Genomic DNA, 18058 nt, shown 5'->3' on the forward strand with positions numbered 1-18058 from the left:
ATTCCGGCATAAAATTTTTTTTATGAATATTTTTTTTCTTATTTACAACAATTATTTATTTTTCACATTCCGAAAATTAACTATCCAAAAATTTATTTTTTATTTTTATATGTAACAAAAAAATTTGCTGCTCTTTTTCTGTTCTTCTGTTTCTTTCCGCTTCTCATAGTGCAAAAATATATAATTCAATAATTCACAGCTATTCCAAATACAATCTATCTGCTGAACTGTATTTTGACATTGCAGAAATCGGTTTTATTTATTAATTTCTACTGATACTTTATCAGGAGACCGGCTTGAACTCAAAAAAAGAGAGCTTCCTGTCTGTTCATACATTTAGCTCTCAATACTAATTTATATCATTCTAAAATACTGCTTTCAAAGATACTCCGGCTCTATAGTCCTCATTATCATTCTCTCCTGTTACATACTCCCCTGTAAGAAATATTCCATACCTGTCTGCTGCTTCCACACCCATTGATGCTCTCCCTCTGAATGCTCCTTTTTCATCTTCAGGTTTTGAAAGCTCGTGGTAGTCATTTTCTATCGCTGTTAATCTTGCGTACTCTCTTTCGTCTATATCTGCAAGTTCATATTCGTATGCCAGATCAATGCCTCCTTTTAATTTCCATGCAGCATTTGTTCCCAAAGGAATTTCTCCTTTAAGTTCTATTCCTATTCTCGGTTTTACGCTCCAAGCATCATTTCCTTCTACTTCAAGGCTTTCAAGTCCGTCTTCCGTAAAGTCAGGTCTTGTCATATATACTGCTTTTATTGCTCCATATGGTGTTATACTTGCATTTTTACCAAGCGGTACTTCTTTCCCAAGTATATTATCACTTGAAATACTGTATACTTCATATCTGCTGCTCATCTCTGATTTCCCGTCTTTTGTAGGCCACATAATATTTCTGTCTATATCATGAAAACTTACTCTTCCAGTGAGATTATTTTTTATCTTCCAGCTGTCTGCGCTGTATTTATTATGAAATCCAAGCTGTATTGTATTTACTGTTTCTTCACTGTTATTCCCGTCTTTCATATCAAAGCTGGTATTTGCATACCCCAAAGAATATCCAAATGTGTGTCTGTATGTTCTTTCTACTTCCCTAAGTGCTAAAACTCCTGCCGTTTTATATGTATAATCTGCTACTCCGTCTGTATCTTCTTTCAGTTCACCTTTTCCGGCTATTATATTCATTTTCACATTTTCTTTTGTGTTATTTTCCGAGCTCTGAAGAAAATTCACAGAGTTGTCAAATACTGACTCTATATTCATTTCTCTTTGATTTATATTGGCATATACATTCCCTGCAAGACTTGCCATTACATGTCTTAAGTCTTTATCAGAAGTCAGCCAGTTTGCTTTATTATATATTTTTAACGCATCTCCTGTTGAACCTGAGTAATTCTTATCCAGATTATCAGCAAAATTTTCATACCATAATCCTTTTGACATACTGTAGAACGACTTTTTCGTAGCCACAAGATCAATTGATGTTCCGTCATCTTTGTTGTATGAAGGTGTTATAGCCCAGAGAATAGACTGGCTTATTACATTAAAGTCTTTTATATCCGTTCCTGAAGAAGGTTTAAACGTTTTTAGCAGCTGTATTGCTGTTGATGTTGTTCCTTCTGCAAAATCAGGTGTTACCTCTACCAGCATGCCTTTTTCTATTTTTCCTCCTGTTACTTTTACCGCATTATATATAAAATCTGTCCCTCCTGAGCTTACTTTAGTAGTCAATGGATTATTCAGATCAGGTTTTATTATCAGATTAACTCCGTTAAGCAAAAAATTATTATCTACGTTTATTATTCCCGAATTTATTATTGTAGGCTTAGAATACGACATCAATACTGCTCTGGGAAGTTTATCAGCATATCCTGAAATACTTGTAGCTGTTGTTGCCGAAGTAGAAGCACCTGACACAGCATTAGCCACATCATCAGATAAGACAAGCCCTGTTATGGTTCCATTATTTTCCAGTATCGAACCACCTCTTAACACCACTCCTGCGGTACTTCTCCCTAATGCATTTATTGTAGAATTATTAATCACCTTTGAGCTGGCTTCTGCCATAATACCCACGCTGTTTTCCCCGCTCACCTGTATTAATCCGTTATTTATAATTGTCGTATTTCTGTTTATAGAAGCACCTACCGAATTTTTTCCTGATAAAATAATATTTCCGTTATTTATTACATTATGACTCCCGCTTCCTTCCACAAGCAGTCCTACTGCATTATCACCGGAAGAAATTATTTTCCCGTTTGTATCATTTATCAGGTCTCCTGTCTGACCGTATGAATAAATACCTATACCACGCTGTCCTACACGTATTTCCCCGTTATTATATATTTTTGACTGATCACCATAAATTCCCACAGCATATCTATGGCTCGGATCAGACGGACTATCCGCCTTCGCAGGATTATAATATGTATTTCCTAAAATTATATTTGCAGTATTTATAATCTCGGAATTACTTCCATATACCCCTACGCCGTAATTATGTGCAGAACCGTTTATATTTCCATTATTTATAATTTTACCGTTCTTACCATAGAAATAAATCACTCCGTCTCCGCCTGAAGACAGTGTTCCGTGATTTTCAAGTTCTCCCCCGCTTGTGTAAAATCCTATAGCTTCAGTACCCAGAATTAAATTTCCTTTGTTTACTATTTTTGAACCTGCTCCTTTTGAATAACCTATTATACTGTCACTTCCCACAGTTATATTAGAAGAAAGATTCGTGATAACTGCTCCGTTACTTGCATAAAGTGCTACACCGCTCTCTATTTTCTCACTTCCTGAAACTACCTTTCTTATCCCGTTTCCAATTGTTATTTTTCCGCCAGTACCTACTGTTCCTGTTCCTCCTGACATATACATCCCCACTGATGCATTTCCGAGATTAATATTGGAATTATTTTCAGCTGTTCCTCCTGCTGAATATATACCTGCAGTATAATTACCTCCATTAATGTTCCCTGAAGTATTAAAAATATTTACATTTTTGGTTCCGTAAATTCCCATCAACATATTATTCAAACCAGATGCAGAACCCATCTTTATATTATTCTCATTTATTATATTAATTGTACCAAGTATACTGCCGCCGCTGTCGAGTGCACTTCCATAAATCCCCAACGAATTGGCTCCTGCTATGTTTATAGACGCTTTATTTCTTATTGTATAAGTTCCGCCATTATCTGCTTTTGCAAGTATACCTTTATTTTCAACGCTTCCTGCCGTTATATCAGCATTTATTGTTGTAGTATTTTCAATATTAGAATTTACACTTATTATACCAGTGGAATTAGAGCCTGTTATATTCATAGTACCGCCAAGAACATTCAGTGTACTATTTTTTACATATACCCCATCCGAATTATTTTTCAGAGTCATTATTCCCAGTGATTTAGCTTCTGCATTTCCTCCAAGAAGATAAATAGCTGAGCCTGAATCCATAACAGAGAAATTTTTCCCGCCCAAATCTATTTTACTCTGATCAAGATAAATTCCAATTTTATTTCCAAGAGTTGTTCCATTAGCAGTGTATGTTATATTAGTACCATTTTCTCCATAGATTAATGTACCGCTTTCAGTGGAAAAATTACCTCCCGAGATTGTCATTGCTGTCTTATTCCCGTAAAAAGCAATTCCGCCTGCTCCTACCGAGATATTTCCGCCTGTATTATTAATAACGGAATTTCTTCCTCCATAGACAGCAATAATACTATTTACTGCTGGATTATCCACTGTTATATTTCCCGAATTTGTTATTGTAGAATTATCCGTAAATATTCCAAACCCCTTGTTTGAAAGATTTATATTTCCTGTATTTGTAATAGTAGTAATCGGCGTTCCCAAAGCTCCTGCCGAAGACATTTTTGCATAAATACCGAGTGCACTTGCCTGTGTAGAACTGATGGTTCCTTTATTTATTATGCTTCCCCCAAGCTCAAGTGAATCCAGATATATCCCTATTCCTGCATAAGGCATCTCTATCACTGCACCTGAATCATTTATTACACTTGTCTTATCTGCTGTACCATTTTTGCTTTCTGCAAGTATTCCTATTCCTGCACTTGTACTGCTGCTGCTCCCCACTATAATCTTACCTTTGTTTACTGCTCTTGCACTTGCCAGCGATTGTACCCCCACACTTCCGGAAGATTTTGACATATCTATTGTATAGCCGCTGTTTAGCAGAACTTCTTCTGTTACAGCTGTTACTGTATATCTGTTTTGCACTGCTACCCCGTAAGTAGAAGTTATATTATTGCTGGTATAGATATTCCCGCTTATTTCCACCCTTCCGTCCTTGGCTCTGTGACCGTAATATCTTACCGCAGGATCCAGAGTTATATCTCCTGTTACAGATTCATTTTTTTCAGAATAAACAATTCGTTCTACTTTAGGTGCAAGTCCGAGGCTATCCAGCTGTGACGGTGTAATTGTAGTTCCGTTTACCCTTACATCAGAGGTATTTCCCTTTAATAAGAATGCTATTCCGGAATTCATTGAAAGAGTATTTGTATTCAGAGTTCCTGACGTAAAATCCAATATTGCATTATCCAGATAAAAACCTGTAGACTGTGTATTGTTAGCCCCTGTAAATATCAGCGAAGAAGATGCATTTCTTTTCAGTGTATTCCCTTTTTTGTATATTCCCAGTGAATTTTCTCCAAGGGAAACATTTCCGTTATATTCAACATTTCCTGTATTAGTATCGAAATACACTCCCACAGATTCTTTTCCTGAAATTACATTAGTATTTACAGAATTAATAAATGCAGTGTCTTTTGCATAAATTCCCACACTCTGTTTACCCGAAGCAAGTGAATCTCCTACAGTTATATTGGTTGGCATAGTTCCTGCTACATTTACAGTATCGAGATATAATCCCAGACTTTCATTTCCCAGCACTATATTACTTGTTCCGCTTCCAAAATCTACTGTTTTATTCCCTGCATCTCCTTTTATATAAATTCCGTAAGATTCTTTTCCTGATTTAATACTTATATTTCCGGTATTTTTAAATCCGCCTTTTCCTACATATATCCCCGTAAGTTTTTCAAGACCTGTCATTTCAAGCCCGTTGATTTCTACATTTGTTGCACTCCCGGAAGTATACACTCCGATCATGTTATCATCTTTACCTGTAAGTGTTATTTTCCCTGTTTTTAGTGCTCCTGTTCCCATACTGTTATTCTGAAATACTCCTGTTTTTCCTGTTGTTATATTTCCTGTAGTTATATTTGTTATATTATTTGCATAAATTCCCAAACCTGATTTCTGATTTACAGTTATTGCATTTATTCCCAGATCTATAACACCGCTCGTTCCTGATCGGCCCGAAACATATATACCGAATCCTCCGCCGTCTGCAAGAGTACTTCCTATTTTTATGTCACCGCCTCTGATATTTATGGTTCCTGACGCAGATGTGGCATAAATTCCTCCGGCAAGCTGTGACGTTGTTGTATTTCCTGTTTTTATTGTATTTATTTTTATTGTTGAATCAGATGCGAGATTAGTCAGATATGCTCCTATACCGCTGTTCCCCATATCAAGTGTCAGATAATCCGGCTGCGTTCCTGTTATCTTATCTGTATATGTAATATTTTTTCCATAAATCCCTATATTATTTTCACCGCTCAGAAGACTTATTTTAGACCCGTTTTTCACTTTTAATTCTGCTGTATCTCCTACTATTCCCATACTGTTCTTAATATTGTTCCCTGCTATTTCCAGTGAAGTTGTTGAACCTATTTCAATAATACTATTCTTTCCGTAAATTCCAATAGTATTCTCTCCTGAAAGGTTTATTTTATTTGAAATAACAGCTTCAGCATTTTCCAGTGTAAATCCTAACCCTTGATTAGTCTGATCTCCCGCTACACTGATTACTCCGGTACTTGTGAGATTTATTTTATCAGTAGTATTTAATCCCTTTGTTATTACAGCACTTCCACCAATCCCCAGCGTTATATTCCCGCTATTTGTCACTCTGCCTACCAGTACATTATTGGCTTTAGCATTTTCTGCATAAATTCCAATTGCTTTTTTTGAATAATGATTATTATCAGAAGCTTTATCAGTTATAAAACCTGTATTTGATATACTGCTTCCTTTTCCGTAAATACCAATATAATTATAGTTCCCTACTGTCGTAACTGCACTTTCAGTAGTTACATCTGAAGCTGATCCGGCTATTGACCCATTTTGTGCCGTAAGCCCTAAAAATATTCCGCCTCTGTTTTCCACTGTTGAATACATTCCGTTTATTCCGATAGTATATTGACTTGTACCGTTTCCGGTTGAATAGATAAAGATTTTTCCATCTGTTTCATTTCTTACAGTAACCAAATCCAACTGTGGGCTAAATGCTCCTATATTTTTTATATCAGATGCCAGACCAGCTGAATTCCTTCCTCCTAAAAATATAACTCCGTCCTGTGTTGTATAATTATACTTTTTTCCCGCTATTGTTATGTTAAAAACCGTTGTTTTATTTTCAATTATTTTATCAATATCAGGATCATTATCCAGAGTTGTTGTTACTGCACTCATTCCTGTAGCGGTAGATCTCATTCCTGATATACTTCCAGGAACAGTCCCTCCTTTTCCAAGGCTATTTTTACTTATACCTTTAGTAATAGAGGACGTCACAGTATTATTACCATCATAATCAGTGCCGCCTGTTATACCATCCCCGTTTTTTATAATTATTTTTTTATCAGTATTTTGTGTATTGTTATGTTTGCGAGTATTACCTGTTCCTGACACTGCTTTCACATTTTCAACATTATTATTTACTATTATCACTCCGTCATTAACTCCTAATGCCTGGCTCGCAGGATTGGAAGACGCTGCATGGAGCCAGTTTTCCCTATCTATCCCGATTGTATTTCCTGAATTAATTACCATTACACCTTTATTCCATACCTCGCCTGTTCCTTTATGTCTCAGAAGAATATTATTTCCGCTGTCAGAAGTTATTGTTCCTTTATTATCATTCAGGACAAATGAATTGTCATTTCCGGTACTTAAGGCGTTATCTGCAAAAGCCGCTATCCCTACATTCCCTTCTGTAGAAGTGCTTGGTCTTCCAGTCACATTTATATTTACCTTTCCCTTATTTATAAGCAGATTTATATTTGCTCCTGTTACTTTTGTAGCATGTGTGGAAGGTTCACTATCCACCTGATTCATTAAAATACCGTAATTTCCCCAACCGTTTATATTCATAACTCCATTAATTCCATTCACCAGATAACGCTGTTTAGCCCCGCTATTACTATCATCACCTCTAGAAAGATAAGCCATAGCGACTCCGCCCGGAATATTCGCCTGTCCGTTTGGAGATGCTGCATCCAGTGTCATTGTACCGCTGTTATACACAGATGTACTAAACGGTACTCCGCTTGTCACTACTGAATCTACAGTATCACCGAATATAAATGCATCTGATGATGCAGCGGATATTTTTATACTTCCGTAATTCGCAAGTACTGAAGCATTATTTCGATTTTCTGCAAAGAATCTTCCGTAGGAATCGGCAGGTCTGGGATTTGAATTAGTAAACTCTACATTAGTTCCCTGTGCGAAAAACATTTTTCCACCAGGGCTGTTTACTATATGAAAAGTATCCGATACATTAAAAGTGCGTGTATAATTCATTGATATTGTCTGATTATTGTTTGTGTCATAATTTACTGCGCTCCCGTTCAGCTTCATTGGCGCCCCGGCATTATGCCCGGCACTAAAATTAAAATCGATATCAGGAGAATTAATACTTACAGTCGGATTCACAGTAATATTAATCACAGGGGCCTGCGGTGTCGGCGCTGTTATTCCGCGAAAATCTGTTATCATTATTTTTTCTACTTTTGTATTTGGAAGGGTTACAGTTATCGGATTTATTGTTTTCTCCACTATTTTCATCTGTGGATCAAGCGAAAAATCCAAAACTTCTTTTATTGGAATTGAAGCACCTAGTTTTATATTTTTGGGGTCTTCCTTTTGGTTAAATGATTTGAAGGTACCAGAGGAAGTATTCTGATCATAAAATATATTTCTCTGTTCATTAGTCAGTGAATTCATAACATTTCTATCGCCGTTAAAAAGGGCTTCTACCTGACCGGCAGTCATTCCTGTAGCCAAAAGTTCATTATATATTTTGGAATCAACAGTTAATTTCCCGCTCTGAGTTCTTGCAGAAGTATAATATTCAGCATTTTCCATGGTATTATCACCTTTTTCTTTTTCAGTATAAAAACCTGAAAAAAAAACCTGCCATTCCAAATATTCCGGCTTTATAATATAATCTCCCTGTAAATATAGATCTTTCAATTCTTTATTTTTTTTCTTTAATATGTTTTCTATAGACTGGTAATTTTTTTGAGTTGGTTTTTCGTTTCGAATATTTTTTATTATACTATTATACATTCTATCGTATCTGGAACTGACAGTACCTATCTCATCTATTGTGTCAGCATAAGATGTTAGCATTGAGTTAAGGGATAAAAATAATACTAACATTTTTTTATTTTTTTTCACACTTCCTCCTTAAATAGTTTATATTTATATTATCATTTCTTTATTTTACTATCTTTAAATTTATCTCCTTTCATATATTTTATTTTTGACAGATTTTTTGAATAGAGTTTCGAATTTTTCTCATACACTATAATAATAAAAACATTATAGCCTGTCAATTTTCTTATTTTTTTAAACTTTTTTTCAATTTTTAAATTATCAAAAAATAACCGAAAGGTAATTTTATTATCTGACAAATAATTGATTTTATAAAAATTTATTTTAGTAATACTTATTTTTTTAAAAAAATACAAAAGATATTTTAGCTTTAAAATTATAAACTTGAAAACAAAAAAATGAAATTTATAATAAGTAAAAAATTTGTCATACTTTTGTTATTTTATTTTTATAATTAATTTTCATAAATCATATCATTTAATTTTATTAAAACACATTTTTTCCTGATATATTTGTTTTATCAGATAATTTCCCTTAAATAATTTACAAAAAGGATAATTTATAGCTTTTATTATATCTGAGTATATCAAAAACAAACTCAGGAATAATCTCATAAGCATAATAAAAGCTGCTGTATTTTTCATAAAATAAAAAAGGACCTTTCAAATTTTGAAAATTACTTCAAAATTACCAGTCCATTTTTCATATTTTATCTCTTTGCATAATTTGTTTCAAATTTTAATTCTTTATCTCTGTAACTATCTTCAAATGCTTCCCTTTCGGAAATCATTTTGTCTATTTTTGCCCAGTCAGGATTATTCTTTCTTCTTTCATAATGTATTTCCGTTTTTTTATTTTCTATTTTCACAAGAAGATCTTTATTATCTTTCATAAATTTCAGCTTTGCCTTTTCATAATCCAGCTCTCTCTGATCAGCAGCGATACCTGCATTTTTCTCTGTAAGTTTACCCTTGTTATCCTTGTACTTTATCTGGTTTGTTTTCTTCTTATCATCTATCTGTCTCTGTTTTTCATTTATTTTATTCTGTTTCTTTATCAGGTCTTCCGATACACTGCCCGCTGTTAGAACTGCTGCAAATAGAATAAATAAAACAGCTAATTTCTTTTTCATATATACCTCCGCAATATTCTTTGTTACACTTATTATATCACTGCAATGTGATATTAATGTGAAGTTTTTTATTTTTTTGTATTTTTGTATATTTTTATAAATCTTTTTGCCGGATCTTCTGAATAACAAGCTGTTATTTTATAATATTTATTTTCATATTTCAGATTCTTTTCTATAGCAAGGGTATTTAGTATATCCAAAAGCACAGGAAGCTCAAATCTGGTCTGAAGCAGGATTCTGCCCATTCTGTTTTTAAATTTTGAAAATTTTTCCAGTCCGGTTTTTATTTCCTCATAAAGCATAAATCCTTCTGTTTCTTCTTTATTTTCCACATATATCTCATCCAGTGTCTTGAAAAACATATCTTCCAGCGAGAGATTTCCGTGCTTTTCCCTAGAATATTTTATGACTTTATATACAAAGTCATATCCTTCCCTAAAATAAAAATCTTCTGTTTTTTCCCTTATATTATTTTTCTGCCTGAGATCAGCAGGAAACATATTAAGAAGATGCTGTATCTTTTCGTTATCCTCTTTTGAATATATGTGAAAAACAAGAGATTTCACTTTACTTTTCGGGTTGTCGTTTTCTTTTATTTTATCCATGCTTATGAAGTATTGTGAGTAATTATTTATATCTTTTAGTGTGGGTTCTATGATTTTTTTCTCAAGATCATACATTCTTTTATATATATCAGCAGCTTCCATTAACTCTTTGTACTTCTCCAGTTCTATTTCCACGCTGTTTTTTCTTTTTCCCGCATCCAGATTCCTTCCGAGTTCTTTATATAATACCAGACTTCTCTCCAGCTCCAGTTCTATGGAAACCAAAAAATCAAGGGCAGAAAAATAATTTTTCTGTTCTGTGCTTTCCATTATTTCTTTCGGAAATACATAGCTGAGTATATCCTGCTGTATACTGTAAGAACACAGAAGATTAAATCTTCCCCTCATAATTTCAGTATTATCCGCAGAAATAACAGTGTAAATAATTTTGTTTTCCAATATTTTTTCAAGATTTTTTTCAAATTCAAAAATTTCTATAATATTATATCTCACATTTAAATATCTGAATATTTTCTTTATTTCAAGTGTAAATTCTATTGTGCTTTTATCTTCCTCATATGCTTTTTTTGCTTCAAGAAAGAGATATTTAAACAGCTTTTTCTGTGGTTTATTCATAGTAAGTGACATTTTTATCTTATTAGAAAAATTCCCGTTCATAAGCCGCCTCCTATATAACGATTTCAAAATATTTTTTCGTCGTCTATATCTGATTATAGTTTTTTTAGGTTTATTTTTCAAGTATTTTTTATTTTCAAAGACGACTTCTGAAAAAAATTTGTCAATTTTTGATTGACTATATATCTTTTCGCTATATACTTCTAATACCATGGCTGATCAGTAAAAATTTTTCTCAGTCTGGAACTTATATATAAAAATACTCATGAGTTTTTATTAATAACAGAAAGGAATTTATTATGTCAAATCTCTACAGTGAAAAACTTATTGCCGTAAATATGGACGCAGATTCCAAAGATTCGGCAATTGAACAGCTTATCTGCATGCTGAAAAAAGAAGGCAGAATAAACTCTTCCGCTGAATTCAGAGACTCCATATATGAAAGGGAACTTGAGTCCAGCACAGAAGTGGGCGAGTACACCGCTATCCCACACGGACGGTCTGAAACTGTAAAAGATAACTCTGTGTGTATTGCTGCACTGAAAAAACCGGTTATATGGAATTTTGAAACAAATGAAGAAATCGACATCATCTTTATGCTTGCTGTAAAAAAAGACTCTTCAGACACACACATAGAAATACTCTCTGAACTTGCATCAAAAATTATGGAAGAAAACTTTATTTCCAATATAAAAAAAGCTGATAATGAAAATGAAATTTATCAGATTATTACAAAAAAGGAGGATTCAAAATGAAAAAAATAGTTGCTATTACAGCATGTCCCACAGGTATAGCTCATACATTCATGGCGGCAAAGGCTCTTGAAAATGCCGGAAAAAAATTAAATTATGATATAAAGGTGGAAACTCAGGGAGCTACAGGAATAAAAAATAAAATTACCGTACAGGAAGCTGCTGATGCTGATGCTGTTATATTCGCCGTGGAAACTAAAGTAAGAGAAGAAGAAAGATTTAAAGATAAAATCATACACAAAATTTCTGTGAAAGAAGCTATCAAAAATGCTGAAAAAGCTATAGAAGATGCTTTGGCACTATAATAATCCATACTCTAAAGAAACGAAAATTAATAATTTTATCTGCTATTTTGAAATTGATTTTAGGAGGAAACATGAAAAATTTTTTTATTGATTTAAAGAGACACTTTTTGACAGGAATCTCATATATGATTCCGATGGTTATAGCCGGGGCTGTTATTATGGGAATAGCAAGAATAGGTTCTTCATTTTACGGGGTTGTGGATATCTGGGATGCATCACATGCCGAAAGCAGCCATGCTCTGATAAAACTTTTTCACACTATGGATGGTATCGGCGGTCTTGCGCTTGGATTAATGCTTCCGTTTATTGCAGGATTTATAGCTTTTTCCATTATAGACAGACCGGGAATAGTACCGGGATTCGTAGCGGGACTTCTGGCTAAAAATATGAATACAGGATTCCTTGGTGCTCTTGTAGCTGGTATACTCGCAGGATATGTTGTAAAATTTATTCTTGAAAAAATGCAGCTTCCTGATTTTGCAGCCGGCATCACAGCTATTTTCCTTGCACCTGTTTTAGGGACTCTTGTTACATGTCTTCTTATGCAGTATGTTGTCGGTGTACCGCTTGCCGGTATTAATAAAGCGTTTGAACTATGGCTTACAAGTATGACGGGAACGAACAAAATTGTTCTTGCTGCAATTATCGGCGGAATGGTCGGCTTTGATCTCGGCGGCCCTGTTAACAAAGCCGCAGTTACCACAGCTATGGCTCTCCTTACTTCCGGAATCACTACACCTAATACTGCTGCACAGGTAGCTATAATTGTTCCTCCTATTGGACTTGGAATAGCCACTCTGCTGTCAAAGAAAAAATATGACGAATCAATGCTTGAAGCCGGAAAATCTTCTATTTTAATGGGACTCGTGGGTATCTCAGAGGGTGCGATACCTTTCGCCATAGAATCACCGCTTAGAGTTATTCCTATAAATGTAATAGGCTCTGCACTAGCCTCAGCTCTTGCAGTTATGTTCGGAGCTAATAATCCTGCGCCTATTTCAGGTTTTTACGGATGGTTTACTGTGGAAAAATGGCCTTTATACGTTTTGTCTATATTTATAGGTGCATTATTTATAGCATTTGCAAATATACTGCTAAGAAAACCGGTTCAGGAATTAGTACCCGGACAAGTTTAAAATTTATAAAAAAATATACCAATACTCAGGCAGACTTGGATGAGATTATCAGGCAATACTGTCCGGGTATTGGTATTATAATAAAAAGGAGAAGCAAATGAAAAATTTACATTATATCCCCCATACTCACTGGGACAGAGAATGGCATAAGACCTTTGAAGCTTTCAGGGTAAGACTCGGCTACAGCATGGAAATTCTTCTGGATACTCTGGAGAATGATAAAAATTTTGACTATTTTATGTATGATGCCCAGACTTCTATTCTTGAGGATTATCTCACAATCTACCCTGAAAACAGAGAAAAACTAAAAAAACTTATTTCTGATAAAAGATTATTTGTAGGCCCTTGGTATACACAGCCTGACTTTTATCTTATCAGCGGTGAATCTCTTGTGAGAAATCTTTTAATCGGTTCAAATATCGCCGACGACATGGGACATTCTATGGAAACAGGCTATATCCCTGATTCTTTCGGGCAGTCTGCACAGCTTCCCCAGATATTAAACGGTTTTGATTTGAAATCTGTTCTTGTCTGGCGTGGCATTGCCTGTGATGATATTGATGATTCTGTATTTTCATGGCAGTCTCCTGATGGTTCTGAAATACTAGGAATACACTTCCCGTTAGGATACGGGTATAACAGATACCTTCCCGCGGATAAAGAAGAAGCTGTAAAAAAAATTATGGAAACTGAAAAAAAAATAGCCGACAGATTCAAAGACGGCGAAATTATGCTGATGGGCGGCGGCGACCATACTACTATACAAAAAGGCCTTCCTGATATTATTAATTATGCAAATGAATATTTCCAAAAAAATAATTATGATTTAAATATAAAAATATCAAATCCTGAATTGTTGACTAAGGATATAAAAAATGCACTGAAAAAGAACAACAGAAAATTACAGGTTTTACACGGTGAATTAAGAAATACCAAAGAGCAGAGAGTTCATTATGGTGATTCTTCAAGCAGAATGGACATAAAATATCTGAATAAAACCCTTGAACATAAAATATCCTCTGTTATTGAGCCGATTTCTGCATTTGCCTGTCTTGAAGACGGTATCTATTCCAACGGACTTATTAATAAATCATGGAAGTATCTCTTTGAAAATCAGGCTCATGACAGTATATGCACATGCTGTACCGATGAAAGCCATGATGATATAATGAACAGATTTAAATATTCAGGACAGATAAACAGAGAGCTTGAAAATATGTTTTTCAGATATATGGAGAGAGAACTTGATCTTTCCAAGATAAAAGGAAGAGCTGTTCTTCTTGTAAATACCCTGCCTTACAAAAGGGAAAAATTTATTGAGATCACGGTTTATACTAAAGAAAAAGAATTTTCCGTATATTCGTCTTCGGGTGAAAAAATTCCTTATGAAATTATTTCAGCTGTGAATACTGATCTTTCAGAGACCGATATAAGCCTTGCCATGGATATTGCATCAGAAAATTATATTCTGGATTCTTACAGTAAAAATACAAAATATGTATTCTGGAAAAATAAAATTATTATTCCGTCAGATTTTCTTCCTGCGGGAGGATATGAAGTTATTGATATAAGAGAAAATGAAACAGCCGATAGCAATGAAAATCTGGTATTTTCGTCAGAAAATAATATGGAAAACAAATATCTGAAAATAACTATTGAAGAAAACGGTTCACTGAATATTCTTGAGAAAGAAAGCGGAAAACAGTTCTCAGCTTTAATATACGAGGAAAAAGGAGACGACGGCGATGAATACGACTACTCTCCTCCAAAAAACGACAAAATTTTCACCACTGAAAATCTAAAAGCAGAAATCAAAAAGCTTTATGAGAATAATTTTGAAACAGCTTTTGAAATAAACCATACAATGATGATTCCAAAGGCGCTGACTCCTAACAGAACAGGGAGAACCAGTGAGCTTACAGAACTAAAAATCAAAACTGTTGTTGCATTAAAGGCTGATTCCAAAATGGCAGCAGTAAAAACAGAGCTTTGCAATAATTCACATGATCATATTATAAAGGTTTTATGCAGTGCACCTGTTTCTACGGATTTTTCATATGCAGGAGACCACTTTTCAGTTATAAAGAGGGAAAATCATATTTCAATTCCTGATAACTGGAAAGAATTAAATTATAAATCAAAACCGCTGCCAATATATCCAATGCAGGGATTTGCCGATATTTCCGACGGAGAAACAGGAATTGCCCTATTATCCACAGGTCTTCCAGAATATGAAATTTATAATAACAATACTATTGCCCTTACTCTTTTGAGAAGTGTAGGAAAAATGGGAAAATCAGACCTTGAAATACGTCCGGGCAGAGTGAGCGGAATTGAATTTAATACCCCGGATTCACAAATGACGGGAAAATATGAGTTTGAATTTGCAATTGTTCCTCATTCAGGAAATTATTCCGACGCGCGGATTCAGAGATTGGTATCACTTTATTCTGCACCTGTGGCTGTAAAACAGTTTTTAGAGGATATAAAAACCGGAAGCCGTCCTTTACGAAAAGAGTATGTTGAATTAGAAGGTGACAACATTGAAATATCAGCACTGAAAAAAGCAGAAAGAGATAAAAGTATCATTTTGAGATTATTTAATCCTTCTCAGAGCCTTTCTGTAAATAACAGACTGAAAATAAATTTTCCTCATAAATCCGTTTCTATTACGAATCTGAAAGAAACAGCTTCTTTAGGAAATCTCGAATTTTCAAATGACTGTTACATATTGCCGGATTTAAAAAATGCAGAAATCCTTACTTTAAAAATTATCATATAAAAAAATCAGGGCTTATTCCCTGATTTTTATTTAGAATAATAATTCCTGTTTTTCCTAGGCGCCTTTAAAATATTTTATCCCGTCTTTATACTTATGTCCGTTATTTATTACACAGCCTCCGTCTCCCCATGGAATACAGTCTGTATCTTTGTTATCCTTAATAAACTTTATCTCTTTTTTCGAGTCACTGTCTTTCAGCCTCTTCCCGTAAAAATACAGATATCTCTTATCTTTGTAATATCCCTGTTCCAGCATAACAAAACTCGCAGGATCTGCTCCTTCTATCTTCACATTTTTGAAATACACATTTTTCTTATCTTTACCGTAGTCTCTGTATTCACATGACTCTATGGAATATGAAACTGTCTGAAAAGTAACTGAATCCGCAGCTTCAAGTTCTATTTTCACATTTCGCGCTCCTTTGTAATAGACCTTATTATTTAATATTTCATAAGGCTTACCGGGATTTACCAGCATTTTACATGAAAAACTCATCAATGAAACCAGAAAAAATAAAAATAATACCTTTTTCATAATTTATAACTCCTTAATTTTTTATTTATTATAACATTCACAAGTAAATAAAGAAAGAATAATTGTCACTGCTGTGCTTTATATATAAAACTTCTAAAAAAATACTGTCAAAATCTGATAATTCTGACAGTATTGTTATTTCAAATAATATTTTTTATAAAGCTGAAGTGTCTATTTCAGTGTATTTTTTCAAAAATCCAGCAAGTTTTTTCTCTATTTTCTCTACTCCGCCTGCATAACCCGCTTCTATATTTATACAAACTATCGGCTCATGCAGTGATGATCTTAGTAAGAACCATCCGCTTCCTTCCGGGCTTTTACAGTTTACTCTTATTCCCTCGTAATTTTCCTCTACCTGAGACCATTCAGGGTCTGCTTTTACGAAATCTTCAAGCTCGCTTATTACTTTGTCCGCATATTCTTTAATTGTCTGTGTATTTACATTCAGACGTATTTCTTTTGATTCAAGCGGCTCCTTATATCCTTCAAGAAGGTCTTCTATATTCTTATTCTGTTCATGAAGCTTTGCCAGAGTTATTAATATTTTAGCAGTAAGGTAAGCACCGTCATCAAGAAAGTTATTTTCCTTGAAAGCAGCATGTCCTGATGTTTCTATGGCAAGAGGACATTCTATTCCTTTTTCGTTTAATTCTTTTGCTTTGTTAATAACGTTTTTATATCCTCTCTGATATCTGAAATGCTTTCCGCCAAGCTTTGTAATAAATTCATTTAATTCATCAGAAGTAATAGAATCTGTTACTATTGTACTTCCCGGATTCTGTTCAAGAACTATGGCAGAAGACAGTGCTATCAGTCTGTTTCTGTTTATTTCCTCGCCTGTCTTATCTACACATGACGCTCTGTCCACATCTGTATCAAATATTATCCCAAAGTCTGCTTTACTGTTCAGAACTGCTCTTTTCAGAAATCCCATTGCTGTTTCATCTTCCGGGTTAGGCACATGATTAGGAAAAAGTCCGTCAGGATTCAAAAAAGCACTTCCCGCAGTTTTAGCTCCGAGAACTTCAAGAACCTCCTCTGCAAAAAATCCTCCTGATCCGTTTCCTGCATCTACCACTATATGCAGACCATCAAGGGGCTTTTCATAATTTCTTTTTGAGTTTACTTCTGTTCTGATTTTTTCTACTAAAAACTTAGAATAATCCTTTATAATAGTAGTTTTCACTATTTTTCCTTTTTTAGTTTGTTTAACCGTAGAATTTTTCAAAATGTCTATAGAATTCTCTATAACCTGTTTAATGTCCTCTTTTTCAAATCCGCCTTCTTTAGTAAAAAACTTTATCCCGTTATAGTAAAAAGGAAGATGGCTTGCAGTAAACATAACAGCTGCATCACAATTATACTTTTCAAAAATTGTACTCATAAACATAGACGGTGTTGTTGCTATACCAAAATCATAAACTGTCATTCCCGCATCAAGTAATTCTTCAATAAAGGCACACTGTAGTTTTCCTCCGGTAATTCTCGGATCAGTCCCTGCTGAAACTGAAATCTCTTCAGGATTTTTACCCAGTTTCTTACTTATATAATTCACATATCCCTGCGCAAGTATTGCCACAGTCTCCCTATTCAGAGTCACCTGTTTATCCTCATGCTGAATAGCAATTCCTCTGATATCAGAACCGCTTTGTAATTTCCTTAAAACTTTCTCCACACCTAGACCTCCTGTGTTTTTATATTTGTTTTATTATAGCATTTTTCCCGGT

9 protein-coding genes are annotated in these 18058 nt (G+C 34.3%); 4 read left to right on the top strand and 5 right to left on the bottom strand.

Going from position 1 to position 18058, the window contains the following annotated elements:
- Positions 1 to 364 precede the first annotated feature (364 nt).
- The 3 genes from NK213_RS04050 to NK213_RS04060 form a co-directional block, all read right to left on the bottom strand.
- A complete protein-coding gene (locus NK213_RS04050) occupies positions 365 to 8572 on the bottom strand; it encodes an autotransporter domain-containing protein (protein WP_253346954.1) in 8208 nt (2735 codons plus the stop codon).
- A gap of 646 nt (positions 8573 to 9218) precedes the next feature.
- Complete coding sequence (locus NK213_RS04055; RefSeq protein ID WP_253346956.1) at positions 9219 to 9641, bottom strand: hypothetical protein; 423 nt, start codon at positions 9639 to 9641, stop codon at positions 9219 to 9221.
- Between the two features lie 68 nt (positions 9642 to 9709).
- Complete coding sequence (locus NK213_RS04060; RefSeq protein ID WP_253346958.1) at positions 9710 to 10864, bottom strand: replication initiation protein; 1155 nt, start codon at positions 10862 to 10864, stop codon at positions 9710 to 9712.
- 257 nt (positions 10865 to 11121) lie between these two features.
- Between NK213_RS04060 and NK213_RS04065 the strand changes: the two genes are divergently transcribed.
- The 4 genes from NK213_RS04065 (at position 11122) to NK213_RS04080 (ending at position 15797) form a co-directional block, all read left to right on the top strand.
- Positions 11122 to 11577: a PTS sugar transporter subunit IIA gene (locus NK213_RS04065; RefSeq protein WP_253346960.1), complete on the top strand. Its 456-nt coding sequence runs from the start codon at positions 11122 to 11124 to the stop codon at positions 11575 to 11577.
- Entirely contained in the window at positions 11574 to 11879 is a 306-nt protein-coding gene (locus NK213_RS04070; protein WP_253346962.1) for a PTS fructose transporter subunit IIB, read from the top strand. Before NK213_RS04065 ends, NK213_RS04070 begins: the two co-directional genes overlap by 4 nt.
- 71 nt (positions 11880 to 11950) lie before the next feature.
- Entirely contained in the window at positions 11951 to 13015 is a 1065-nt protein-coding gene (locus tag NK213_RS04075) for a PTS fructose transporter subunit IIC (RefSeq protein WP_253346964.1), read from the top strand.
- Between the two features lie 97 nt (positions 13016 to 13112).
- On the top strand, positions 13113 to 15797 hold the full coding sequence (locus NK213_RS04080) for a glycoside hydrolase family 38 C-terminal domain-containing protein (protein ID WP_253346966.1): 2685 nt from the start codon (positions 13113 to 13115) through the stop codon (positions 15795 to 15797).
- A 54-nt stretch (positions 15798 to 15851) separates the two neighbouring features.
- Here the strand turns inward: NK213_RS04080 and NK213_RS04085 are convergent, their stop codons facing one another.
- Together NK213_RS04085 and NK213_RS04090 are read right to left on the bottom strand one after the other, a co-directional pair.
- On the bottom strand, positions 15852 to 16331 hold the full coding sequence (locus NK213_RS04085; RefSeq protein WP_253346968.1) for a DKNYY domain-containing protein: 480 nt from the start codon (positions 16329 to 16331) through the stop codon (positions 15852 to 15854).
- A gap of 154 nt (positions 16332 to 16485) precedes the next feature.
- The gene (locus NK213_RS04090; protein ID WP_253346970.1) at positions 16486 to 18006 is read right to left on the bottom strand and encodes a phosphomannomutase/phosphoglucomutase; all 1521 of its coding nucleotides are present in this window, start codon (positions 18004 to 18006) and stop codon (positions 16486 to 16488) included.
- Between the last annotated feature and the right edge of the window lie 52 nt (positions 18007 to 18058).

It is taken from the genome of Sebaldella sp. S0638 (genome assembly GCF_024158605.1).
Taxonomy (GTDB): domain Bacteria; phylum Fusobacteriota; class Fusobacteriia; order Fusobacteriales; family Leptotrichiaceae; genus Sebaldella.